Origin of the sequence: Serpentinimonas raichei, assembly GCF_000828895.1 — a bacterium.
Lineage (GTDB): Bacteria > Pseudomonadota > Gammaproteobacteria > Burkholderiales > Burkholderiaceae_C > Serpentinimonas > Serpentinimonas raichei.
In genome coordinates, this window is the sequence record NZ_AP014568.1 from 141,741 (window position 1) to 165,977 (window position 24,237).

Sequence of the window (24,237 nt, forward strand, 5' to 3'; positions counted from 1 at the left end):
AGCCGGCCCCAAGCGGGCTGGCAGGCTGCTGCACGGGGCAACAGCGTTAAGGCTTGATTTTACACACAAGCCATGGAGGGCGAGGGTTTAGTTGTGCTCGTTTTTGCTGAGCTGGGCCGAAAGTTGGTTGGCCTGATGGGCCAAGTCCTCCAGATTCATGGGTGGCAGACCAGTTTGGCGCCACTGTGTGTAGTCGAACTTGTCACGCGAGACGGCAACCAGAAAGCGCTCGGCTTCGACCAAGCCCAGCGCCCCAATGAGGGCCTGCATACCAGTCATGCGAATTTCGGCTTCAGTTTTTCGGGTAAGCGGATTAAATGGTTGATCTTACCTTTGCATGAGAGTGAGACAGACCGGCATCTCATCGGATTATCTGGTTGATGCTTCACCTACTGCTGGTGCATGTTTCCTTCGCTAATTCCAGCAAGAACCCCACACGCCTCAACTTTCCGGTCATCGTTGCAACTCGCTCTCAGTGAAACGAGTTGTTTCTCAAGCGCTTGCAGAGCGGTTATCTGCGACCGCACATGAGAGATGTGATCATCGAGCAAGGCGTTGACGGCGGTACAAGGCTGATGAGGGTCGTCCTGATAGCTCTGTAGTTCGTGAATCTCACCTGAATCCGTGACCCCATTAGCAGCCAAACTCTAACCCAAGCCGAATCAGCATTTGGACATGAATTCCGCTCTGGATTTCTCAAATTTGGCCCAAGCCGAGCGTGTTTGCGCGCCCATGCGCTATCAAAGCATGGGAACGGATGCGTTGAACAAGGCCGTATGGGTGTTTTTGCCTGCAAGCGCGCAGCCCCCATCCTTGGGAGCCTCCCAATTGGCTGATCTTTCTTCGGGTGCTGGTCGGCAGCGGCTGGGGCTTTGCGCTTGGCCGCTACAGCGCGTCAAGCGCGCGCCAGTGGCGCTCAAACACCGCAAAGGCCCTGTCGTTGGCCCCCAAGCCCAACACCCACTGGCGGGCATGGTCCACCATGCGGGCGGCCTTGAACATCAACTCCTGTATCACCGTGCGGATGCGACGGCGCTGCGCGCTGTGGCGCACCGGTGCATCGGGCCCGTGCAGCGTGTGCTGGCCAACCAAGCGCAGCAGGTTCATCGCCACGGCCGCCAGCGCGCACACCACGTAGTTGGTGTCGAACTTGCCCGAGGGCAGCCGGGTCAGATCCATGTCGGTTTTGAACTCCGAGTGAAACTGCTCATGCGTGCCGTGCTCGGCGTACAAGGCAATGACCTGCTCGGGCGTGAACGACTCAGGCAAGGTGGTGCTCCAGCCTTCCAGCACATACTCGGGCAACAGCATCTGCTGGCCCCGTTTGTCAACGGTGCGCTCGGTCAGGCGGTACACGCGGCGTGCTTTGAGGCTCTCGTTACCGTCTCTGATGGCCACGCTTTGCTCCCACAGGCACTGGCGTTTACCGGGGCGCAATACCGTCCAAGCGGTGTTGGCATCGGCTACCCGTGCCTGGGCGATGGTCTCTACCGGCGTGCTGCGCGGGTTCCACTTGATGAGCCACGCGACCTCGCGCTGCAGGGCTTTGGCTTGTCGGGCGATGGCACACATCAGCTTGGCCGAATCAAAGCCCGAGTCGGCCCGCAGCAGCAAGGGCGGCTGGGCCGCTGCCGTGACTTTGGCCGCCAGCGGCAGCAGCCGCTCGATGTTGTATTCGGTCTCGCTGGCCGAGTGCTGGGTGCCCGGGCGCAGGGCAAACTCCAGGCAAAAGCCTTGGGTGCCCAAGTAGGCCACCAGCGGGCAGTAGCCGTCCACTCCCGCATAGGTGCGCCCCACATGCTCCTTGGCCGTGCCGCTTTGGTCCATGGCGAAGGTGTCGATGTCCAGTGGCACATAAGCACAGGGCAGCGCCCCGAAGTCGATGGGCTGGCCCTCGAGCTTGAGGCTCAAAACCGCGGTGTTGATGTCATCGATCAAGTCAAACCAAGCTGGCGCGTGGGTGTCCAAGCGCTGGCGCAGGGTGGGCGACGAGGGCACCGATCGCAAGCCCAAGGCGCGGGTGAAGAAAGTGTCTTGGCGCTGGCCTTCGATGGCATCAAAATCGTTCTTGCCCAGACACAGCAGGCCCAGGTAGCTCTTGAGGATGTCGCTATTGGCGATGCCGCTGCGCACGGGGTAAGCGGGGTCGACCAAGGCGTTGAGATTGATGCGCTTGAGGTACTTGCCAATCAGGGCCAAGCCAGCGTGCTGGCTCAAGTCGTAGGGCAGTTGTTTGATGACAAAATCGGGCATGGGGGCTTCACCTTCAGGGTGAAGCCCACTTGGGGTCTAGAATGTTGATTTCAATAGGGAATCAGCAGTATTTTTGGTGCGGGGTCACGGATTCAGGCACGATATTCACACTTGGGGTCTTGAACGCAGCCACTAGGTCGGCGTCCGAGGTATTGACAAGATTGACGTCCCTCTCCGTGAGATTCACGCTCTCGAGAGCCCTAGCTAGCAGGTAGTGGGAAACTGAAAATTGAACCAAGTTGATCTGCTGGCCCTTGAGGTCGGCAAGCTTCTTGCCTTCGCCCTTCATGACGATGCCATCATTTCCATTGGAAAAGCTACCCACGATCAAGGCGGTCGAGTCCACGCCGCCAGCAGCGGGAATGGTCAGTGCATCCATATTGGTCATGGTGCAGCCGTCGAACGAGCCTGCGGTATACTGGTTTATCGACTCGACGTAGTCGATGAGTTGAACCACATCGACCGTTATGCCGTACTTTTTGGCCCACTTGTCCATGATGCCGCTTGACTTGGCGTAGTACCAAGGCATCCAGCCTGCGTAAATGGTCCAGCAGACCTTAAAATTTTTTTTCTTTTTCGGTGCGTCTAAGAAGGTGGTGGTGCCCAGTACAACTAGGCCGGAAAATACGGTTGCAGCAGCAACCTGCTTGAATCGGCGGCGTGAGATCATGGAAAACACCTTGGAGATGGCACACGGAAACGGCGCACCACAATATGCTTAGATCTCCAGGGCTTTTGTCCCGCCGTGTAACCCCTCAAAGGGGTCGATAGCTCTCGGACCAGACACCCGCTCGCGCAGACCGGAACCCTAGCCGTCTATTGAATTTGTGGCACTTTCAATCCGGCAAATGCCAGACCATTCCCGTCAAGTCTTCTGTAGCAATAGGCGTGCCAGATTTCACCGCCGCTTTGCTGCCCGTCATGCACAGAGTTGGTGCGAATGCGAGCTGCCGCCTCTCTCTGCATGCGATTTCACCCTATTTTCCGCTTCAATACGGTGCGAAATGAGCTGGTGCCTTGGCCCGGGTGGCGCGTGCGCTGCTGGGCAAGAGGGTGCAGGCGGCGCACTGAGGCTCGCTGCGCCGCAATAGGCGCACACACCCCGGGGTTGGCTTGGGTGCCCTACAGTTTGCCCCATGAACGATATGCAGGCCAGCCTGCCCCGCCACCCCAAGCTCAAAGCCGCGCTGCGCCAAGCCCGAAGCGGCGGTGCCGTGCCTTCGCCCTGCGTCGGCATCTGCCGCATGGACGCCCCCAGCGGCTACTGCCTGGGCTGCTGGCGCACGCTGGACGAAATCGCGCACTGGAGCGCAGCCAATGCAGACGAGCAACGGGCTTGCTGGCGGCGCATCGAAGCGCGCATCGAGGGGCGTTTGGATGAGCGCATGGATGCGGGCAGGGTCGGCCAAGCCCAGGCGCACCCCTTGCCATAGGGCCGCATCAGCGCAGCTTGACGCCAGCAACCGCCACCTGAAACCGCCACCAAATGCTGTAGCCAGTTGCTGCCACCCAAACCAGTTGGCCAAATCCGCCCCCAGCTTGGTTAAGATGATGGCCCCGCCGTGCAAACGGCTCAACGCATGGAGTCGCGATGTTCAAAAAAATCCTGGTGCCCTCTGACGGCTCCAAACTGGCGCATGGCGCGGCCGAATTTGCCGCCGACTTGGCCAAGGTGCACGGGGCCAGCGTGGTCGGGCTGTACGTGATCGACCCCTTTCCCTACATCGGCATCGGCGACGCCTCGGCCGCCGGCCTGCAAGCCTATATGGGCGAGGCGCAGGCGGCAGCCGACCGCTCGTTGGGCGACATCCAAGCCTGCTGCGAAGCGCGCGGCGTGGCTTTTGCCGCCGACACGATCGAGCGCAACAGCACCTACGAGGGCATTTTGGAAACGGCGCAGGACGAAGGCTGCGACCTGATCGTGATGGGCTCGCACGGCCGCACCGGCGTAAAGGCCTTGATTCTGGGCAGCGTGGCGCAAAAAGTGCTCACCTACGCCAAGGTGCCGGTGCTGATCGTCAAGCCTTGAGCGGCACCACGGCCTGCGCCAAGCCTTTGCCCCGTGCCGCCCGCCTTGCCTGTGCCGCCCGCGCCCCTTGAGCCTCCTGTGCCCGAAGGGCTGATCCGCATTCGTGGGGCGCGCCAGCACAACCTGAAAAACCTCGATCTCGACCTGCGCACCGGCGAGCTGACGGTGGTCACCGGGCCGAGCGGATCGGGCAAATCCAGCCTGGTGTTCGACACCCTGTATGCCGAGGGGCAGCGGCGCTACGTCGAGACCTTCAGCGCCTACGCACGCCAGTTCCTGGACCGCATGGACCGCCCGGCGGTGGACCGGGTAGAGGGCGTGCCGCCCGCCATCGCCATCGACCAGAGCAACCCGGTGCGCAACTCGCGCTCCACCGTGGGCACGATGAGCGAGCTCAACGACCACCTCAAGCTGCTGTACGCGCGCGCGGCGCAACTGTTTGACCGCCAAACCGCGCTGCCGGTGCGCGCCGACCACGCCGATTCGATCTGCGCCGAGCTGCTGCGCCGCAGCCAGCAGGAACAGGCCCGCAGCGGGCAGGAGCCGCGCCTGCTGCTCACCTTCCCGGTGCAGTTGCCGGCCAGCAGCAGCGCGCTCGAAATCGAGCAATGGCTCAGCGCCAGCGGCTACACCCGGGTGCTGGGGCAGCGCCTGCAGGCCGGCGTTGCGGGCCAGAGCGAACCGGTGCAGGTGCTCGACGTGGTGGCCGATCGGCTGCTGCTCAGCCGCGCCGAACGCGCCCGGGTGCTGGAGGCGATCGAGCGCTGCCTGCAGCACGGCGCCGGGCGGTTGAACGTTTATTTGCAGACCGACCCGGCAGCCGAGCCGCCCGCCGAGGCCAGCGTATGGCGTTTTTCCACCGGCCTGCACTGCCCCGAGAGCGACTTGCGCTACCCCGAGCCGGTGCCGGCGCATTTTTCCTTCAATTCGGCGCTCGGGGCTTGCCCGACCTGCCGCGGCTTTGGCCGGGTCATCGGCATCGATTGGGGCCTAGTGATCCCAGACCCCAAACGCACCCTGCGCGCCGGGGCCATCAAACCGATCCAGACCCCAGCCTACCAAGAGTGCCAAGACGAGCTGCTGCAGCACGCCGAGGCGGCCGGCATCCCGCGCGACACGCCGTGGATGCACCTGAGCGCCGAGCAACGCCACTGGGTGCTCGAAGGCGAGCCCGGCTGGCGCGGCGACTGGAAGCACCAGTGGTACGGCATCCGGCGCTTCTTCGACTACCTGGAGAGCAAGGCCTACAAGATGCACATCCGGGTGCTGCTGTCCAAATACCGCAGCTACACCGAATGCCCAGCCTGCCAGGGTGCGCGCCTGCAGCCCGACAGCCTGCTCTGGCGGCTGGGCTCCAAGGCCGACGCCGACGCGGTGCTGCCGCCCGAGCAGCGCTTTTTGCCGCCCGGCGTGGGCTGGAGCCGGGCGCAACTCGAAGCCCTGCCGGGGCTGTGTCTGCACGACCTGATGCGCCTGCCCTTGCAGCCCTTGCGCGAATTTTTTGCGCGGCTGGCTGGCACGCCGCCGGGAGCAGGATGTGATACTGCCACTGGCGTGGGCGTGGGCGTGGCCGTGGCCGCTGGTGGGAGTGGGCGTAGGCGTACAGAAGCCGAAGCTGGCGCGGCTGGGGTAGGGGTGGGTGAGGAATCGGAGCCTGCGACTGACGAACCCGCCCCTACCCCAGCCGCGCCAGCGCAACCCACCAAGGAACCCGCCGCCAAGGACCCACCCACCGACGAACCCGCGCCAGTCCACCCCCCACCCGAACTAAAGCTGCTGCTAGACGAAATCCAGACCCGCCTGCGCTACCTGTGCGAAGTCGGGCTCGGCTACCTGACACTCGATCGGCAAAGCCGCAGCTTGAGCGGCGGCGAGGTGCAGCGCATCAACCTGACCACGGCGCTGGGCACCTCGCTCGTCAACACCCTGTTCGTGCTCGACGAGCCCAGCATCGGGCTGCACCCGCGCGACATGGGGCGCATCTTGCAGGCCATGCGCAGGCTGCGCGACGCCGGCAACACGCTGGTGGTGGTGGAACACGACCCGGCGCTCATGCTCGCCGCCGACCGCGTCATCGACATGGGCCCCGGCCCCGGCGCGCGCGGCGGCCAGATCGTGTTCGACGGCAGCCCGGAGCAGCTGCGCCACGCCGACACCCTCACCGGCGCCTACTTGGGCGGGCGCAAACAAGTCGGCTTTGGCTTCAAACGCATGGTCACGCCCAGCACACCCCGGCTGCAACTGCGCGGCGTGCGCGCCCACAACCTGCAGGGCATCGACGTCGATTTTCCGCTGCAGCGCCTGGTCTGCGTCACCGGCGTGAGCGGATCGGGCAAATCGACCCTGATTCAAGACGTGCTGGCCCCAGCGCTGCAGCGCCACTTCGGCCACAGCGGCCAAGCCCCGCTGGCGCACGAGGCCCTGCTGGGGGCCGAGCAGTTAAGCGCGGTGGTGTTTATCGACCAGTCCCCGATCGGCAAAACGGCGCGCTCCAACCCGGCCAGCTACATCGGCGCCTGGGATGCGCTGCGCGCCCTGCTGGCGGCACAAGCGCTGGCGCGCCAGCGCGGCTACACCGCCGCCAAGTTCAGCTTCAACGGCGGCGACGGGCGCTGCCCCGGCTGCGGCGGCAGCGGTTTCGAACGCGTCGAGATGCAGTTCTTGAGCGACGTCTATCTGCGCTGCCCCGACTGCCTCGGCCAACGCTACCGGCCCGAGGTGCTGGAGGTGCGCCTGGAGCGCGGCGGGCGCGGCTGGAACGCCGCCGAGCTGCTCGAACTCACAGTGAGCGAGGCGCTGGCGCTGTTTGGCGCGGGCGCAGATGACAGCGCCCCCGACGATCCGGCGCAACGCAAGCTCGAGCGCACGCTCTGCGCCGCCCTGCAGCCCTTGGTGGAGGTGGGGCTGGAATACCTCAAGCTCGGCCAGCCCGTGCCCACGCTCAGCGGCGGCGAAGCGCAGCGCCTCAAGCTGGCGGCGCACCTGGCGCTGGCCGAGCAGAGCCGTGCGGCGAGTGCCCCGCGCCGCACCGCCGCGCCGCCGCTGGGCCAATTGCTGCTGTTCGACGAGCCCACCACCGGGCTGCATTTCGACGACATCGCCAAGCTCATGCGCGCCCTGCGCAAGCTGGTGGAGGCCGGGCATTCGCTGATCGTGATCGAGCACAACCTCGACGTGATCCGCGCCAGCGACTGGCTGATCGACCTCGGCCCCGAAGCCGGTGCCGGCGGCGGGCAGGTGGTGGCCCAAGGCCCGCCCGAGGAAGTGCGCCTGCACCCCAGCAGCCACACCGCAGCCGCGTTGCGCGCCTACGCCGAGGCGGAAGGGGGGCTGCAGGCCAGCGAGCCCGCGCCGCCGTGGCGGCTGGCTCGGGGCAGGCCCAAGGCCGGCATCCCGTCGATCCAGATCGTCAACGCCAAAGAGCACAACCTGAAGAACCTCTCGCTGGCCATTCCGCGCGGGCGCTTCAGCGTCATCACCGGTGTCAGCGGTTCCGGCAAATCGACGCTGGCCTTCGACATTTTGTTCAACGAGGGCCAGCGCCGCTACCTGGAGAGCCTCAACGCCTACGCGCGCAGCATCGTGCAGCCGGCCGGGCGGCCCGACGTCGATGCCGTGCACGGCATTCCGCCCACGGTGGCAATCGAGCAGCGTTTGTCGCGCGGCGGGCGCAAATCGACTGTTGGCACCGTCACCGAAGTTTGGCATTACCTGCGCCTGCTCTACGTCAAACTGGGCACCCAGCACTGCATCCACGACCACAGCCCGGTGCAGCCGCAAAGCCCGGCGGCAATTTTGGGGCAACTGATGAGCCGTTTTCGGGGCCAGCACATCGGTTTGCTGGCGCCGCTGGTGCGCGGCCGCAAGGGCCTCTACACCGAACTGGCCGATTGGGCGCGCCAGCGCGGGCACAGCCATTTGCGTGTCGATGGCGAGTTTGTGCCCACGCTCGGTTTCCCCAAGCTGGAGCGCTTTCGCGAGCACCAGATCGAGCTGCCAGTGGGCAGCCTGGAGCTGCAGCCCGAGCACGAAGCCGAGCTGCGCGAGCTGATCGAGCGCGCGCTCGAACACGGCAAGGGCGTGCTGCAAGTGCTCAGCGGCATCGGCGGCCCCGACGACACCGAGCGCCCCGGCAGCCTGGCCAGCGCGCTGGCGGCCGGAGGCGGCGGCGCCGGCATCGGGCAGCTCGACAGCTACTCGACCCTGCGCGCCTGCCCGCTGTGCAGCACCAGCTACGCCGAGCTGGACCCGCGCCTGTTTTCCTACAACAGCAAGCACGGCTGGTGCCCGGATTGCGTGGGCACCGGGGTGCAACTGAGCCGCCAGCAGCGCCAGGCTTTTGACGACAGCCGACCGCCCGACGACGGCCAGGGCCGCGAGCAGAGCCTGAGCGAGCCCGACTTCGATGACCTGAGCGAGCAGCCCTGCGCCACCTGCGAGGGCAGCCGCCTGAACCCGGTGGCGCGGGCGGTGCAGTTCCAAGGCCACTCGATTGCCGAGCTGGCGCGCTTGAGCGTGCAGGCGCTACAGGCTTGGGTGCAGGCGCTGCCCGAGGGCGGTGCTTTGTCGCCGCGCCAAGCCCAGATTGCACGCGACCTGTTGCCCGAAATCTTGGGCCGGCTGCGGTTTTTGCAGCAAGTCGGGCTGGGCTACCTGACGCTGGAGCGCGGCGCGCCCACGCTCAGTGGTGGCGAGGCGCAGCGCATCCGGCTGGCAGCGCAGCTCGGCTCCAGCCTGCAAGGGGTGTGCTATGTGCTGGATGAGCCGACCATCGGTCTGCATCCGCGCGACAACCGGATTTTGCTGGATGCCTTGCAGCAGCTTGGCCGCCAGGGCAACACGCTGGTGGTGGTGGAGCACGACGAGGACACCATCCGCCGCGCCGAGCACCTGATCGACATCGGCCCCGGAGCCGGGGTGCGCGGTGGCCAGGTGGTGGCCCAAGGCACCTTGGCCGACCTGATGGCCGCCCCCGAGTCGCAGACCGGGCGCTACCTGCTGCACGCCATGCGCCATCCGCTGCAGGCTAGGCGTTGGGTGGCGGATGATTTTGGTGGGATTGTTGGTGGGATTGTTGGTGGGGATGCGCTGAGCGGGCTGGGGGGCGGGGCCGGCGCGTCAGTCACACGTTCCGATTCCTTGCCGACCCCACCCCCCGGCCCGCCCGCCGCAACCGGCAGCGCCATCGCAAGCCCAGGCCCAAGCCCAAGCCCCTCCCCCCCCTGGCTGCTCGTCAAAGGCGCGCAGCGCCACAACCTGCAACAGCTCACGCTGCGCCTGCCGCTGCGGCGCTTGGTGGCGGTCACGGGGGTGAGCGGCTCCGGCAAATCCACGCTGGCGCGTGAGGTGCTGCTGAGCAATGTGGCGGCGGCGGTGCAACTGCGCAGCACCCAAGCCGGGCGGCGCGCCTGGGACGCGGGCGAGCGCCCGGCTTGGCAGGGCTGTCAGGCGCTGATCGGCAGCGAAGGCATCGAGCGCGTGCTGGAAGTGGATCAAACCCCGATCGGCAAAACCCCGCGCTCCTGCCCGGCCACCTACATCGGCTTTTGGGACACGATACGCAAGCTCTACGCCGAAACGCTGGAGGCGCGCGCGCGCGGCTACGGGCCGGGGCGCTTTTCCTTCAACACCGGCGCGGGCCGCTGCCCGCACTGCGAGGGCCAGGGCCTGCGCACCATCGCCATGAGCTTTTTGCCCGACGTGAAGCTGCCGTGCGAGGTCTGTCACGGCGCGCGCTTCAACCCCGAGACGCTGGCGGTGAGCTGGCGCGGCCGCAGCATCGCCGAGGTGCTGCGCATGGAAGTCGATCAGGCGCTGGATTTCTTTGCCTCCATGCCCGCCATCGCGCAGCCGCTGCAACTGCTGCACGATGTGGGCCTGGGCTACCTCACGCTCGGCCAGCCCTCGCCCACGCTCTCGGGCGGCGAGGCGCAGCGCCTCAAGCTCGTGACCGAGCTGGCCAAGGTGCGCCACGACCTGGGGCGGCGCGGCCAAAAAGCGCCGCACACGCTGTATGTGCTGGATGAGCCCACGGTGGGGCTGCACATGGCCGATGTGGAGCGGCTCATCCGCATGTTGCACCGGCTGGTCGATGGCGGCCACAGCGTGCTGGTGATCGAGCACGACCTGGACCTGATCGCCGAGGCCGACTGGGTGCTGGACCTCGGCCCGGAAGGCGGGCAGGAGGGTGGCCGCCTAGTGGCGCAGGGCACGCCGGAGGACCTGGTGCGCCAGGGCAGCCACACCGGCATCGCCTTGGGGCCGGTGCTGGCGCGTGGCGCAGCGCAGCGCCCGCCGGCAGCCTGAGCCATGCCCATCCACCGGCCCGAGGCACCCCCGCGCTGGCAGATTCTGCACGTCGAGCCGCTCGCACCGGCCAAGCCGGCCCTAGGCGAATCTTGCAATGGCTGTGGTTTGTGTTGCCTGGCCGAGCCGTGCCCGCTGGGGATGGTGCTGAGCCTGCGCTGGCGCGGTGCCTGCCGCATGTTGCGCTGGGAGGCGCAGGCGCAGCGCTACCGCTGCGGGGCCATCGTGGCCAGCGCCGAGGGGCACCTGTGGCTGCGGCTCTGGAACCGCTTGGCGCGGCGCTGGATCGCTGCCGGCAGCGGCTGCGATGCCACGCTGCAAGTCCAAAACCCGCACCCGCCCAAACCATAGTGGCCGGGCGCCACGCAAAACACCACTCAGTACACCCGCCAAGCCAGCATCAGCAGCCCCAGCGCCAGCAATGCCGCACCGCCCACCAGCCAGCGGCTGCGCTTGCGCAGGCGTTCCACCTGGTCGATCAGGCGCGCGTTTTGCTCGGCCAGATCGGCGTTGGTCTGCGCCACCTGGGCCAGGTCGGCCTGCATGCGCTGCCAGGCCGCCTCCAGCACCTGCACCCGCTCTTGCGGCGTGCCGTTGCCGGTGGGCACAGGGGCGGCGTCGATGTCCGCGCCGCCGCCGCGTTGTTTGTCCAGAAAACGGCGCGCGCCCGCAATCACCCTCGGTGCGTGCTCGATCACATCGCCCCAAGGAACCAGCTTCAAGGCTATCAGCCACGGAAATCCCATTACAAATCCCTTGAGGATGGGGGCCAATCAGGCCAAGGCCGACGGCAGCGCCGCGACCGGGCGCAGCGCGCGCACGCGCTGCGAAAATTCCTGCAAGGCCGCAATGCCGCTGGCTTCGGCGCGCTGGCACCAGGCGTGCAAATCCTGCGCCAGTTGCTCGCGTGAGCGGGCGCTGTGGCTCCAGAGCTGGCGCAGCTCCTCGCGCATGGCGTGCATCTGCGCCAGCCGCGGGTGCTGCGCGCGCACCTGCTGCACCTGCGCCTGGTGTTGCGGCGGCACCTGCGCGTCGTCGCGGTGCAGCCAGCGCCGCACGGCGCGCAACGCGTCGGCGTCGGCGCAGCCCGCTTGCAAACCGGCCAGTTCCGCCGCCACGGTGGCGCGCATCTGCTGCGCATAAGCGGCCATGACCTCGTAGCGGTGCGCGATCAGGGCCTCGAGCGTGTCCGCGTCGGCCACCGGGCGCACGGCCCCGAACGCCGGTTTGGGCGGGGTCTTGCGCGCCCGCGCCAGCCCGAACACCGACAGGGCGCGGATGTAGGCCCAGCCGATGTCGAACTCGTAGGGCTTGACCGAAAACTTGGCCGAAGTCGGGTAGGTGTGGTGGTTGTTGTGCAGCTCCTCGCCGCCGATCACGATGCCCCAAGGCGAAACGTTGGTGCTGGCGTCGGGTGACTCAAAATTTCGGTAGCCCCAGTAGTGCCCGATGCCGTTGACCACGCCCGCGGCCCAGAACGGAATCCAGACCATCTGCATGGCCCACAGCGCCAGCCCGAGCGCCCCAAACAGCGCCAGGTAAATGAACAACATCAGCACGATGCCCACCTGCGGCCAGCGGCTGTAGAGGCGGCGCTCGATCCAGTCGTCCGGGGTGCCGTGGCCGTAGCGCGCCAGCGTATCGGGGTTTTGCGCCTCGGCGCGGTACAACTCGGCCCCTTGCCAGAACACCTTTTTGATGCCAAACACCACCGGGCTGTGCGGGTCGCCTGCCTGCTCGCATTTGGCGTGGTGCTTGCGGTGGATGGCGGTCCAGTCCTTGGTTTTCATGCCGGTCGTGAGCCAGAGCCAAGCGCGAAAAACGTGCGCCAGCGCCGGGTGCAGATCGAGCGCGCGGTGCGCCGAATGGCGGTGCAGGTACAGCGTCACGCTGACGATGGTCAGGTGCGTAAACACCAAGCCCACCAGCAGCGCCTGCCACCACGTGGCCCCGCTCAGGCCCTGGGCCAAAAAATGCAAAATTGCGCTCCAAAACGATTCGATCGACACCGCAGACCTTTCAAGTCACTGCCACAGAATAACGGGCAACATCCCAGCCACCATGCAGCCTAGATACAGACTGCACCCCACCTGCGCGCGCGGCTGTGCGAGCACGGCAGGTCAGATGGGCTAAACTTCGGATTCTAGAACCCGCGCCCGCGTTCCCGGCGGCAGGGGTGAATTTGTGGCTTGCGCCCGCCTCGGCATTTTGCTTTTGATCCCCCCGCAGAACTCCCGCTACAATTGTAGCTAACGAGATTTCTTGGAGTTGATCATGGCTACCTTGTCTGTGCGATTGGACGAAGAGTTGGTTTGCGCCGCCCGTGCCGCCGCGAAGGCGGAGTTGCGCACCGTGCAGGGCCAAGTGGAATTTTGGGCCAAGGTCGGGCGGGCCGCGCTCGACAACCCCGATTTGCCGGCCTCGTTCATCGCCGAAAGCCTGATGAGCATGGCCGAGCCGCGCGCCGACAGCACCCCTTTCATTGCGCGCTCAGCCGCCGTCGCATGAGCTGGGATGTGCGGCAAACCCGGCGCTTTGGCCGTGCCTACAAGAAGCTGCACGACAACGCAGCGGCTGCTGTCGATGCGGCGGTTGCAGAGGTGGCGCACGACCCCGGCATCGGCGAGCAGAAAAAAGGCGATTTATCCGATCTCTGGGTGCACAAGTTTCGCTGCTTGGGCCAGCTTTATTTGCTCGGCTACACCCGCGACGACGCCGTGCGCCTGGTCTATCTGGAAGCCGTAGGCCCGCACGAAAATTTTTACCGCGAGCTCAAGCGCTAACCTCAACCCCGGCGCTCCCAGACGGCGGCAAAAAAGCCGTCGCAGCCGTGTCGGTGCGGCCACAGGCGCAGATAGGGGCCGTGGCAGAGACCCTCCGCGCCTTCCACCCCGGCGCGCGCCAAAATGGGGGCGGCGGGCAGCAGCTCAAATTCCCGCTCGGCTTGGCTGAAAGCCTCGGCGATGGCTTCGTTTTCGGCGCGCAGCAGGCTGCAGGTGGCATAGACCAGCCGCCCGCCGGGCTTGAGCAGGCGCGCCGCCGCCGCCAAGATGCGCCCTTGCAGCTCGGCTTGCTGCGCCACGTCGGCCGGGCGCTGGCGCCACATCAGGTCGGGCTGGCGGCGCAGCGTGCCCAGGCCGGTACAGGGCGCATCGACCAGCACCCGATCCGCCTTGCCCGCCAGCCGCTGTAGCCGCTCGTCGCGCTCGTGCGCCAGCGCCAGCGTGTGCACTTCGACGATGCCACTGCGCGCCAGCCGTGGTTTCAGGGCTTCGAGCCGGTGCGCCGAGGTGTCGAAGGCGTACAGGCGGCCGGTGTTGCGCAGCAGCGCACCCAGCGCCAGCGTCTTGCCGCCGGCGCCGGCGCAAAAGTCGATCACTGTTTCTTGGCGCTTGGGCTCGCACAGCAGCGCCAGCAGTTGCGCGCCTTCGTCTTGCACCTCGATCAGGCCCTCGCGCCAAGCGGGCAACTGCTGCAGCGCAGGCTTGCCCGCCAACCGGATGCCCCAAGGCGAGTGCGGTGTGGCGGTGGCCGGCAAGCCGGCCTCTTGCAGCAGCGCCAGCACGGCGGGGCGCTTGGTTTTGAGCAGGTTGACGCGCAAATCCAGCGGCGCGGGCTGGCGCAAGGCTTGCGCGGCGGCAACAACTTGCGCCCCCAACTCAGCCTCAGCCTCAGCCTCAGCCTCAGCCTCAGCCTCAGCCTCAGCCACTGTCGCTGTCGCCTGCGCACCCGAATCGGTTGCGCTTTGATCCACCAACCCCACCACCCCAAGCCTCTCCCGCCTCAGCTCGGCCCGCAGCGCCTCGGCCAGCCAATCGGGCAGGCCGTGCTGGCAGGCGGGCGGGGCGGCGGCCAAGGTTTGCGCCAGCGACTGCGTGCGCCAGCTCCATTCCTCGGGCGTGCAGGCGGCTTGCAAGCGCTCGGCCGGGCCGGTCCAGGCCAGCAGCAGCAAGGCGCGCGTGTGCGCCGTACCCTGAGGCTGCGCCGGATGATTGGGGCGCTGCGGGCGCGCGGGGCGCTCCTGCTGCGGCGTGCGGCCCGGATGGCTGGCGGCCAGCCACTGCAAGCGCGGCCGATCGCGCAGCAGCGCATAGACGGCGTCGGCCAGCAGCGCGCGCTCGCGGCTGCCCAGCGCGGGTTGTTGGCGAAAAAACTCGGCCACGGTGGCGTCGGCAGGGTGTTCAAAACGCAGCACGCGGCTTAGCAGCGCGCTGCCCAGTTCTAGCAAAGTGTGGGGGTGCATATTGCCGGGTATTGTCGGCTATTGGACAATCACGCCCAAAAGGATGCCACACCCATGCTACCCGCCCTCCACACCGACGCGCCGCTGCCCTTGTCGATCGAGCAGCTCTGGGTCTATCCGATCAAGTCTTGCGCCGGCGTGCGGCTGGCCAGCGCCGAGCTGCTGCCGACCGGGCTGCAGTGGGACCGCACCTGGATGGTGGTCGATCAGCGCGGTGAATTCGTTTCGCAGCGCGAGTTGCCGCGCATGGCGCTGGTGCGGCCGCGCTTTCGGATGGGGCAACTGGAGCTGCAGGCGCCTGGCATGTTGTCGCTCTATCTGGCCCTGGACGCGGCCGAAGCGCCGTGCAAGGTGCGGGTCTGGGACGACGAGCTCGACGCCTACGACATGGGCGACGTGGCGGCGCAGTGGTTTGACGATTTTTTGCTGGCGGGCCGGCCCGAGCTCGACCTGCGGCTGCGGCTGGTGCGCTTCGACCCGGATTGCGTGCGGCCCTCGGATGTGCACTGGACCGGCGGCATTCAGGCCCCCAACACCTTCAGCGACGGCTATCCGCTGCTGCTGCTGAGCGCGGCGGCGCTCGATGAACTGAATGAACGCCGGCGCCTGCTCGGGCAGGAGGTGCTGGGGGTGGAGCGCTTTCGCCCCAATCTGTTGCTGGGTGGCCTGCAGGCGCACGACGAAGACCGGCTGGACGAACTGCGCTTCCCGATCGCTGCCGGCGCCGGTGCGCCCGCCGAAGTCTGGCTGCAGCCGGTCAAGCCCTGCGCGCGCTGCTCGATCCCGGATGTGGATCCGGCCACCGGCATCGAGCAAGGCGACGCCGTCGCCACCCTGCTGCAAAGCTACCGCCAAGACCGGCGGCTGCTGGGCGCCGTCACTTTTGGCATGAACGCCATCGTGCGCCAAGGGGCGGGTTTGAAGTTGACGCAGGGCCTGCCGGGGTTTGGGCGCTGGGCCGATTGGTGAGCGGCGCTCAGACCCGCTTGAGCAGGCGCGCCAAGTCGAGCCGGATGCGCAGCTCCTCGGGCGCCACCGGGGCCTTGATGGCGTACAAGGGCAACTGGGTGTCGCGCTTGACCGGGATGCTCAGCAGCATGCCGTCGGGCCCGGTGATGGCCAGCGTGAGCGGGGTGTTGACCTTGGCCCCGCGCCGCACCACCAGCGCCGTTTCGCCGGTTTTCAGCCGCACCAGGGTACCGGGTGGGTACATGCCAAACTGCTTCACAAAACACGCGCCCAGTGGGCTGGCACTGGCTTCGGCCTCGAGGTACAGGTTGCCCACCACCACCTGCGGCCACATGCCGCGCCGGGTGCTGCGCGGGCTGATGCGCGCCACGAACAAATCGCTCAGGCGCAGCAACTGCTGCCCCAGATCGAGCTCGGTTTTTTGGCTCGGGTAGCCGCTGCCGTCGGGGGCTTCATGGTGGTCTTGCACCCAACGCAACCAATCGGCGTCGCTCACACCCAAGGCGCGCAGCATGGCGACCGAATCGTTCGGGTGGGCGGTGATTTTTTCGCGCTGGTGCGCCGTGGTCTGCTGCGCCTGGGTGGCCAGCAGGTCTTGCAGCTCGGCCAGCGCAATGTTCATGGTCAGGGCGGCGCGCAGCAGCGCACCGCGCTGGGGCTCTTCGATCGGCAGCAGCGGCGCCACCAGCAAACACGAACTGGCCGCCAGCAGGGCGTGGGTGGCGCAGTAGCCATATTGCCGATCCGACAGCATTTGCACCAGCACCAACACGCTGTCATCGGGCCGGTGGTGCAGCGTCAGGCGCAACCCGGCTTCGATAAAGGCCAAGCGGCGCGCAAAATCATGCGCCTGCGCGCCCTCCAGCAGCAAGGCCGCCAGCCGCCGCCGCAGCGCGGGCATGGCTTCGACCGGGTCCGGGTCGAGCTGCAGGCGCACATCGTGCAACACCGGCTCCAAGGCGGCGGGCAGCTCTTGGGGAGTGGAGTCGTGCGGGTCGAGCGGCATGGCGCAGAGGCAATCAGTTGGGCTTGAGGGCTGGCGTAGAGGCTAGGCTTCGAAGGCGGGGCACACCAGCGCGCCCAGCGTGTCTCCTGAGCAAATGGGGCCGCTAAAATCGGCGACATTCAGAAATTGTCATTTTAGGGCCTATATGAGTCTCAAGTGCGGCATCGTGGGCTTGCCCAATGTGGGCAAATCCACCCTTTTCAACGCCCTCACCCAAGCCGGCATCGCGGCCGAAAATTACCCCTTTTGCACCATCGAGCCCAACGTGGGCGTGGTCGAGGTGCCCGATGCGCGCTTGCAGCAACTGGCGGCGATCGCCAAGCCCGAGCGCGTGGTGCCGGCCATCGTCGAATTTGTTGACATCGCTGGCTTGGTCGCCGGGGCCAGCCAGGGCGAGGGGCTGGGCAACCAGTTTTTGGCCCACATCCGCGAGACCGACGCCCTCGTCAACGTGGTGCGCTGCTTCGAAGACGCCAACGTGATCCACGTGGCGGGCCGGGTCGACCCGGTGTCGGACATCGAGGTCATCCAGACCGAGCTCTGCCTGGCCGACCTGGCCACGGTGGACAAGGCCCTGCAACGCGCCGGCAAAGCCGCCCGCAGCGGCACCGACAAAGACGCCACCCGGCTGCTGCAATTGCTGGGCCCGGTGCAGGCCGCGCTCAACCAGGGCCAGCCGGTGCGCGCGCTGGCGCTGAGCGAAGACGACCGGGCGCTGCTCAAGCCGCTGTGCCTGATCACCGCCAAGCCGGCCATGTTCGTGGGCAATGTGGGCGAAGACGGCTTTGCCGCGAATCCGCTGCTAGACAAGCTGCAAGCCTACGCCGCCACGCAAAACGCGCCGGTGGTGGCGATCTGCGCCAAGATCGAGGCCGAACTGGCCGAAATGGAGCCCGCCGACCGGCTCGTCTTTTTGCAGGAAATGGGGCAGGACGAACCAGGCCTGAACCGGCTCATCCGCGCCGGCTTCAAGCTGCTGGGCCTGCAAACCTACTTCACCGCCGGCCCCAAAGAGGTGCGCGCCTGGACCGTGCGCATCGGCGCCACGGCACCGCAGGCGGCGGGCGTGATCCACGGCGACTTCGAGCGCGGCTTCATCCGCGCCCAGACCATCGCCTTCGACGACTACCTGGCCTGCAAGGGCGAACAAGGCGCCAAAGACGCCGGCAAAATGCGCTCCGAGGGCAAAGACTACGTGGTGCGCGACGGCGACGTGATGAACTTTTTGTTCAACGTCTAAGCGGCTATGCTTGCAGCACCTTGCAACCAAAGGGTGCCGCCATGCAAACGCCTTGGGGAGAACTGGCCGACTTGGATCTGTCCGACCACGAGTTGGCCGGCCGGATTCTGGCGGCGGACAAGCACCAGCTGATCGAAGGGCTGGTGGTTGAATGCCTGTTCGACCAGATCGTGCAGGCCCTGCCCGCTTGCGCGGCCCACCCCTTGGTGCTGCTGGATGTGGAAACGGTGGTGGTTGACAGCGGCCGCAGCGACCTCGGGTGGCTCGGGTTTGTGTGGGCGCGACAGCGCGAACCCGGCCTGGGGCGTTATTTGCAGGCGCTTGGGCGCTGCCTCAGGCCGTGGCTGCTCGACTACGCAGACGGCGAATTCTGGGCCACGCCGGTGCGCGATGGCCAGCGCGCCGGCCCCACGCAGCGGCTGCCTGAGCTGCTGCAAACGCTCAGCAACCGGCCACCCAAGCCGTTTCTGGTGGACGCCTCGGTGCGCAACAGCTTGCGCCAGCGCCAGGCCTTTTGGGGCTTTGTCTCGGGTTACCACCAAGACCGGCTCGCCGAGCGGGTGCTGCTGCCGCGCATCCTGATCAACTGCGCCATCCAGCCGTGGTTTCGCACGGTCTGGAACCTCGACCGCGCCGTGATTTTGGGTGACCGCGTCTGGGTGCTCGAAATCAAGCACAAATTCCCGATCAACCAGCACCCCTTGCACTTTGGCATCAACGCCGGAGAAATCGGCCTGCTCGACCGGCTGAGCCGGGCCGGCATGCGCTGTCTGCACACCATTTTGGTCAAACCGCAGTGGAGCAAAGAGGTCGGTTCGATGTACCTGCTCAACGACTTGCGGCTGCGCACCCAGGCGGCGCTGATCGCCACCGTGCTGGACCCAGAGCGCACGGCGCTGCTGCTGCAACAAACCAGCGCCCACGCTGGCCGCCACACCTCGATCACGGGCAGCGCGCCCTTGGCTTACAAGCGCCTCGCGGCCAGCTCGTTCTCGCGCCTAGGCCTGCTGCCACAGCCACCCGCAGAACTGGCGCAAAACATGGTGGACACCATGCTGGGCAAGGCCACGCAGCCGGTGCAAGACGGGTGGTTGCGTGGCTTGCAGGCCAACTACGCTGCAACCTGCTCGACCCCCTAGCAAAGCCAAGGCAAAAAGGGTTCAGGCAGGCGCCACCCAGTCCGCCATCTGCTGCCCCAAGCGCACCGGCTGCTCCGCCGCCCACTGCGGGTTCAGGCGCAACAAACCGGGCGGAAACAGCAGCACCACGGTGGAGCCGAGCAAAAAGCGGCCCATTTCGGCCCCGCGCTCCAGTTCGATGGCACGCTCTTCGTAGCGCCAGTCTTGCAGTAGGCCCGGGCGCGGTGGGTTGACCACGCCATGCCACGCCGTGGCCATGCTGCCCACGATGGTGGCCCCCACCAGCACCAGCGCAAAGTCGAAGCGCCGCCCGGCGTGCCTGCCCTCGAACACGCAGACCACGCGCTCGTTGCGCGCAAACAGCCCCGGCACCGCCCGCGCCGTGGCCGGGTTGACCGAAAACAGCGCCCCCGGCACGTGGATCATGCGCTTCAAGCGCCCGGCGCAGGGCATGTGGATGCGGTGGTAGTCGCGCGGGCTCAGGTACAGGGTGGCAAAGTCGCCGTGCTCGAAGCTGGCCGCCAACTGCGCGTCTCCGCCCAGCAGCGCGATGCTGCGGTAGTGCTGCCCCTTAGCCTGAAAGATGCGGTCGCCCTCGATGCGGCCCAGTTGGCTCACCGCCCCATCGACCGGGCACAGCAAGCCAGACTCGGCCAGCGGACGCACCCCGGGCTTGAGGGCGCGGGTAAAAAAGTCGTTGAAGGTGGCGTAGGCGGCCAAGTCGGGCTGCAGCGCCTCGCTCATGTCCACGCCATAGCGCGCGGCAAAGCGGCGCATGGCCATCTGCGTCAGCGCGCCCAGCGGACGCCGCGCAAAAGCCCCGGCCAGCTCGGTCAGGGCCTGCTTGGGCAAGGCGTGCTGCAACCAAGCGTGATAAGGGGGCGGTGCCGCCAGCGGGCTGCTGGGTGGGGTAGGAGATGCGGGCATGGGGGCTGGCCAAAAGGGCCAGATTCTAAGCTTAGGCTGCGGGCTTGGCCCACTGCTGCGCCCATTCTGCAAATGCGCTAGCCGGCATGGGGCGGCAGATGTGGTAGCCCTGTGCCTCGTCGCAGCCCATGGCCTGCAAGCGCTGCAAAATGGCTTGCGACTCCACGCCTTCTGCGACCACGGTAAGGCCCAGGTTGTGTGCCAGGTCGATGGTGGAGCGCACAATCTTGGCGTCGCTCTCGTCGTCGCTCATGCCCATGACGAAAGATTTGTCGATTTTTAGCTCTTGAACGGGCAGGCGCTTGAGGTAGGCCAGCGAGGAATAACCGGTGCCAAAATCGTCGATCGACAACTTAAACCCGAGCGCCGCCAGTTGGTTGAGCGTGTGTTCGGCGCGCTGGGGGTCGTCCATGATGGCGCTCTCGGTGATTTCAAGGCAAAAATGGCTTGCCTCCACCCCATGCCTTTGCATCAAATCGGTGAGTCGGGCTGGGAATTGGGGATCCAACAAATCTCGTGTCGACAGGTTGATGGCCGCGCGCAGTGGCGCTTGTGCACTGGCGTGTGCGGCCAGCCAGAGCGCCGCCTGTTCGAACATCCAGAGCGTGAGCTGACGAACAAAACCGGTTTGCTCGGCAAAGGGGATGAACTGCACCGGTGGCACCAGACCGCGCTGCGGATGCTGCCAGCGCACCAGCGCCTCGGCCGCCACAATGGCGCCACTGCGCAAATCGAGCTTGGGTTGCAGGTACAAACGCAATTCGTGGTGCGCCAGTGCGTGGCGCAGGTCGCCCAGCAGCGAGAGCGTCTCGGCACTGGCGCTGTCAAGCCGCGGGGCGTAGACCAGCACTGGTTCGTTGGTGGTTTTGGCCGCGTGCATGGCAATCTCGGCGCGGCCGAGCAGCTCATCGGCTTGGCTGGCGTGGGTGGGCCAGCAGGCTACGCCTAAGCTGGCATCCATATCCACCGACTGCTCACCCAGCGCCAACGGAGCCTCGAAGGCCTGCAAAATCCTTTGCGCCACCTGCACGGCGCCCGCTGGGCCACAGCCGCGCAGCAGCAAAGCAAATTCATCGCCTCCAAGGCGCGCCACCAGCCCATCCGTGGCCTCCATTTGTTGTGTCAGGCGCTGCGCCACGGCCTTGAGCAGTTCATCACCAAATCCGTAGCCAAGCACGTCGTTGACGTGCTTGAAGCGGTTCAGATTGAGCGTGAGCACGGCCAGCTCCCAGCCGGCTGGGGGTGCTTGCCCGATGGCCTCATGCACGCTGCGCCGAAACTGCTCCCGGTTGGGCAGCTCGGTCAGGCGGTCCCAATACGCCAACTGGAGGATGGCCTCGCGTTGCTGCGCAATGCTGGTGCGCATGAGGTCAAAACCCCGCGCCAGCTCTCCCACCTCGTCGTGTCGCTCGGTACCGGGAACCTCGGTCTGGAATTGGCCTTGGCGCAGCTCCCGCGTCACACGGGTCAGGTGCGTCAACGGCCTTGTGATGAAACGCACGCCCCACGCGCTGCTCAATGCAAACAGCAGCAACCCGGCGAGGGCGATCAGACCCAGCAGCCACTGCAGGTTTTTGAAAGGTTGCGCGACCTCGTCGTAGGAGCGCAACAGCGTCACCCTGAGCGCACCGCCGTGGGTGGCAGGCTGCAAGTGGCGCGCCTTCCACATGCCTTCTTGGTAGCGAATTTCGCTGGCTTGGGTGCGGATGCGCGCGTAAATGTCAGAGGAAAACTCGCCCAGCGACGACACGGTGTTGGCTGCCCCTCCCACCGTCTGGTAAACGGTCAGGATGATGTGGGTGCCGGTCAGGCGCTGCATGTCATCGAGCTGCACCTGACCGACCGGAAAGCCCATCAGCACCCAACCCACGGTAAGGGGCGCCCGCACCGGCACCAGCACGAACTGAAACACGTCGCTGCCCGCAATAGCCAGCCTTCCAGCCTGCGGGTCTTGCGCCAATTCGGCGCTCAGACCTGGCACCATGGCCTGCAGCATGGCTGTTTTGCTGGGCTCCTCGAGGGTCGAGGCCACCAAGTTGAGCTGCGGGTCGAGCAAGGCCGCCATCGAGGCCCCAATGCGCTGGCTGTGGTTTTGCAGCGCCGATACCATCGTGTCGGCGTCGCCGGAGGCGACTGCGGCGCGGAAGCCAAAATCAGCAGCCAACACGCCAGAGGCCTCTCGCAGGCGAATGGCGTTTTGTTGCAACAGCTTGTTCCAGACGCGGTCGGCCACGTCGAGGTCATTGCTCAACTGGGTGGCAATTTGCTGCTGCACGGCCACGCGCACCGCCAGAAAACCCGCCGCTTGCACCACCAGCAGCACCAACAAAGCCAGCAACACAATGCGCAGCACCAACGGAGGGTGCGCAAACAGTTTGCCTAGGCGTTTCACGGTGCCGACAAGGTGTTGAGGGTAACGACTTGGGTCGGCGTGCTGGCGAGGACGCGCAGGCTTGGGCGCGGCACCACAACCCCCTCGGGCAAACGACGGTGCCACACCCCAATCTCGTAAACCCCCAAGGGCACGCCGTTTAAGACAATCTGTCCGTCGGGCCCGGTTTGGCCAAAATGGGGCGTGCGCACCACATGCACCCAAGCCAGCATCTCATCGTGGATGTTGCAGCCCAACACCACCACCCCAGGCCGATCAAAGACCACGGGGGTTGCCGGCGTGCCTGTGTAGAGTTGGAGTTCGAAACGCTTGGCAGGCGAGAACGAATACACGTGGTGGCGCACGGTGTCTTGGTTGGGAAAGCTGATCGCCGTACCCACCGTCACCACGCTTTGATCGGGCTCAAAGCGACGCTGGCGCTGCACGATGCGGCGCGGCGAACCCGCCCGGCTGGCGTTTGCAGCGGCAGGGGAATCCAATTGCACCACGGCATGGGCCAGCGGCTGACCGGCGGCGTCACGCACCTGCACCGTGACGCTGACCGTACCCGCCTGAGCCGCCGCAAACCCGCTGCAAGCCAGCAAAAGCACGGCCAGTGCGCCCAAGGTCCAACGCTTGCTCATGGCTCGATCGCCATGCCCACCAGCGGCTGGCCGCCAGCCAAGGGGCCCAGCAAGCGGGCCGCACCAGTGGTCAAATCAATGCGGTACAAGCGCGGCAACACCGAGGTGCTCGTGGTGGCCGCAATCAGCGCCACGTTGCCGATGTCCGAAATATCGAACTGCACCTCGTTCAAGGCCCCCAACCCCAAACTGCCCACGGTGCTAAGCAAGCCGGTGTTGGGGGAAACCGCTGGATGCACGCCTTCGCGCGAGCCTTGCAACACCAGCAGACCCAAACGCCGCTCGATGGCGTAGTTGCTGGTCAGGCGTTCGTTTTGGGTGTTGTAGGTATAACCCGCTGCCACCACATCGGGGGCGTGCCCGGCATGTGGGTCGCTGCTGACAAAGCGCAGCTTGGGGTCGGGCTGGGTGCCTGGGGCCGCTGGCTCGAAGTCCACCACCTCGGCGCTGTCGGGGTGCAGGCGGTGGTTGTGGGCGCTGCTTTGCACCACGCGAATGCGGTCAGCCGCCGGGTTGAAGTCAAAACCGACTGGGCCAGGCTGCAGCGCCAACAAAGTGGCCCCCGGGTTGACCAAGCGCGCTTGGCCAGTTTGCGGCTGCAAAACGTAGAGCCGACCACTGCGCGCTAGGCCATACAAGCGGCCCTGCGCGACCCGGTAGTCGATCCCCACCAACTCGTCGCCAGCCAGCAGACCTCGGATAGGCCGCTGCTGCAACGCAATCCGGGGTTGCGCGGCATTGATTTGGATGAGTTGCTGCGCTTGCGTCAACAGCCACACCGAGGGCGGCAACTCGGGGCGGGGCGGCCGCTGCGGAAGTTGAGCCCACAGCACCGAAGCAAAACCCAGCAGGCACAGACCCGCAGCTATTTTGAGCTGCTGCGTGATGCAGCGATACCTTGATCTCGTCATGCCAGAACCCTGTACGTGAAAAACCACCCTCACCGGCCACAACCGAGCACCAAGTCTTGGGCATCAGAATCGCCTAGACAGGCAATTATTTTGGCACAGCCTTGGGCCATGCAGCGGCCCATGCGCCCGCCAACCCTGCTTTTACACCGACTGGCGCTCGACGCCCCAAAGCGCAGTGTAAAGGCGGCACAATGCATAC

The 24,237-nt window shown here is 66.2% G+C and carries 20 protein-coding genes, 1 pseudogene and 1 riboswitch; of the genes and pseudogenes, 9 read left to right on the plus strand and 12 right to left on the minus strand.

Annotation, left to right across the window (positions count from 1 at the left end; all coding sequences use genetic code 11):
• Positions 1-87: 87 nt before the first annotated feature.
• The 4 genes and pseudogenes from SRAA_RS00685 to SRAA_RS00695 form a co-directional block, all read right to left on the minus strand.
• Positions 88-279: a hypothetical protein gene (locus SRAA_RS00685; protein WP_045530333.1), complete on the minus strand. Its 192-nt coding sequence runs from the start codon at positions 277-279 to the stop codon at positions 88-90.
• 110 nt (positions 280-389) lie between these two features.
• Positions 390-644, minus strand: a complete 255-nt coding sequence (locus SRAA_RS12135) for a MerR family DNA-binding protein (protein ID WP_476748571.1) — start codon at positions 642-644, stop codon at positions 390-392.
• A 241-nt stretch (positions 645-885) separates the two neighbouring features.
• Positions 886-2,253 carry an IS1380 family transposase gene (locus SRAA_RS00690; protein WP_045530335.1) on the minus strand — a complete coding sequence of 456 codons (1,368 nt, stop codon included), beginning with the start codon at positions 2,251-2,253 and terminating at the stop codon, positions 886-888.
• A 103-nt stretch (positions 2,254-2,356) separates the two neighbouring features.
• Positions 2,357-2,923 (minus strand): annotated as a pseudogene (locus tag SRAA_RS00695) (ABC transporter substrate-binding protein); the annotation flags it as partial.
• Between the two features lie 52 nt (positions 2,924-2,975).
• Positions 2,976-3,076, minus strand: a riboswitch (guanidine-I (ykkC/yxkD leader).
• Between the two features lie 313 nt (positions 3,077-3,389).
• Here SRAA_RS00695 and SRAA_RS00700 point away from each other — a divergent pair.
• The 4 genes from SRAA_RS00700 (at position 3,390) to SRAA_RS00715 (ending at position 10,939) form a co-directional block, all read left to right on the plus strand.
• The gene (locus SRAA_RS00700; protein ID WP_045530337.1) at positions 3,390-3,686 is read left to right on the plus strand and encodes a DUF1289 domain-containing protein; all 297 of its coding nucleotides are present in this window, start codon (positions 3,390-3,392) and stop codon (positions 3,684-3,686) included.
• Between the two features lie 158 nt (positions 3,687-3,844).
• Positions 3,845-4,282, plus strand: a complete 438-nt coding sequence (locus SRAA_RS00705; protein WP_029462731.1) for a universal stress protein — start codon at positions 3,845-3,847, stop codon at positions 4,280-4,282.
• Between the two features lie 78 nt (positions 4,283-4,360).
• Complete coding sequence (locus SRAA_RS00710; protein ID WP_045530339.1) at positions 4,361-10,588, plus strand: excinuclease ABC subunit UvrA; 6,228 nt, start codon at positions 4,361-4,363, stop codon at positions 10,586-10,588.
• Between the two features lie 3 nt (positions 10,589-10,591).
• Positions 10,592-10,939, plus strand: coding sequence for a hypothetical protein (locus SRAA_RS00715; protein ID WP_045530340.1), 348 nt, complete (start codon positions 10,592-10,594; stop codon positions 10,937-10,939).
• Between the two features lie 26 nt (positions 10,940-10,965).
• Here SRAA_RS00715 and SRAA_RS00720 read toward each other — a convergent pair whose 3' ends face one another.
• Complete coding sequence (locus SRAA_RS00720; protein ID WP_052467421.1) at positions 10,966-11,310, minus strand: hypothetical protein; 345 nt, start codon at positions 11,308-11,310, stop codon at positions 10,966-10,968.
• 51 nt (positions 11,311-11,361) lie between these two features.
• Positions 11,362-12,597: a DesA family fatty acid desaturase gene (locus SRAA_RS00725; RefSeq protein WP_045530344.1), complete on the minus strand. Its 1,236-nt coding sequence runs from the start codon at positions 12,595-12,597 to the stop codon at positions 11,362-11,364.
• A gap of 265 nt (positions 12,598-12,862) precedes the next feature.
• Here SRAA_RS00725 and SRAA_RS00730 point away from each other — a divergent pair, with 265 nt between their 5' ends.
• On the plus strand, positions 12,863-13,096 hold the full coding sequence (locus SRAA_RS00730; RefSeq protein ID WP_045532982.1) for a TA system antitoxin ParD family protein: 234 nt from the start codon (positions 12,863-12,865) through the stop codon (positions 13,094-13,096).
• Complete coding sequence (locus tag SRAA_RS00735; RefSeq protein WP_045530346.1) at positions 13,093-13,371, plus strand: type II toxin-antitoxin system RelE/ParE family toxin; 279 nt, start codon at positions 13,093-13,095, stop codon at positions 13,369-13,371. The genes SRAA_RS00730 and SRAA_RS00735 overlap by 4 nt, the downstream gene beginning before the upstream one ends.
• A gap of 2 nt (positions 13,372-13,373) precedes the next feature.
• Here the strand turns inward: SRAA_RS00735 and SRAA_RS00740 are convergent, their stop codons facing one another.
• Positions 13,374-14,831, minus strand: a complete 1,458-nt coding sequence (locus SRAA_RS00740; RefSeq protein ID WP_045530348.1) for an RsmB/NOP family class I SAM-dependent RNA methyltransferase — start codon at positions 14,829-14,831, stop codon at positions 13,374-13,376.
• Positions 14,832-14,885: 54 nt separating this feature from the next.
• Between SRAA_RS00740 and SRAA_RS00745 the strand changes: the two genes are divergently transcribed.
• Positions 14,886-15,800, plus strand: coding sequence for an MOSC domain-containing protein (locus SRAA_RS00745; RefSeq protein WP_045532984.1), 915 nt, complete (start codon positions 14,886-14,888; stop codon positions 15,798-15,800).
• A gap of 7 nt (positions 15,801-15,807) precedes the next feature.
• Here SRAA_RS00745 and SRAA_RS00750 read toward each other — a convergent pair whose 3' ends face one another.
• Entirely contained in the window at positions 15,808-16,806 is a 999-nt protein-coding gene (locus tag SRAA_RS00750; RefSeq protein ID WP_052467422.1) for an HD-GYP domain-containing protein, read from the minus strand.
• Positions 16,807-16,951: 145 nt separating this feature from the next.
• Between SRAA_RS00750 and ychF the strand changes: the two genes are divergently transcribed.
• Positions 16,952-18,046 carry a redox-regulated ATPase YchF gene (gene ychF / locus SRAA_RS00755; protein WP_045530350.1) on the plus strand — a complete coding sequence of 365 codons (1,095 nt, stop codon included), beginning with the start codon at positions 16,952-16,954 and terminating at the stop codon, positions 18,044-18,046.
• Between the two features lie 41 nt (positions 18,047-18,087).
• Complete coding sequence (locus tag SRAA_RS00760; protein ID WP_045530352.1) at positions 18,088-19,185, plus strand: hypothetical protein; 1,098 nt, start codon at positions 18,088-18,090, stop codon at positions 19,183-19,185.
• 21 nt (positions 19,186-19,206) lie between these two features.
• On the opposite strand, the gene asd is transcribed toward SRAA_RS00760, so the two are convergent.
• Genes asd through SRAA_RS00780 form a run of 4 tightly spaced genes read right to left on the minus strand, consistent with a single transcriptional unit; the run spans position 19,207 to position 24,038 of the window.
• On the minus strand, positions 19,207-20,112 hold the full coding sequence (gene asd, locus SRAA_RS00765) for an archaetidylserine decarboxylase (RefSeq protein ID WP_082039825.1): 906 nt from the start codon (positions 20,110-20,112) through the stop codon (positions 19,207-19,209).
• Between the two features lie 31 nt (positions 20,113-20,143).
• Complete coding sequence (locus SRAA_RS00770; protein WP_231849298.1) at positions 20,144-22,504, minus strand: putative bifunctional diguanylate cyclase/phosphodiesterase; 2,361 nt, start codon at positions 22,502-22,504, stop codon at positions 20,144-20,146.
• Positions 22,501-23,127 carry a methylamine utilization protein gene (locus tag SRAA_RS00775; protein WP_144318671.1) on the minus strand — a complete coding sequence of 209 codons (627 nt, stop codon included), beginning with the start codon at positions 23,125-23,127 and terminating at the stop codon, positions 22,501-22,503. The genes SRAA_RS00770 and SRAA_RS00775 overlap by 4 nt, the downstream gene beginning before the upstream one ends.
• Positions 23,124-24,038, minus strand: coding sequence for a DUF4394 domain-containing protein (locus SRAA_RS00780; RefSeq protein WP_052467424.1), 915 nt, complete (start codon positions 24,036-24,038; stop codon positions 23,124-23,126). The genes SRAA_RS00775 and SRAA_RS00780 overlap by 4 nt, the downstream gene beginning before the upstream one ends.
• Between the last annotated feature and the right edge of the window lie 199 nt (positions 24,039-24,237).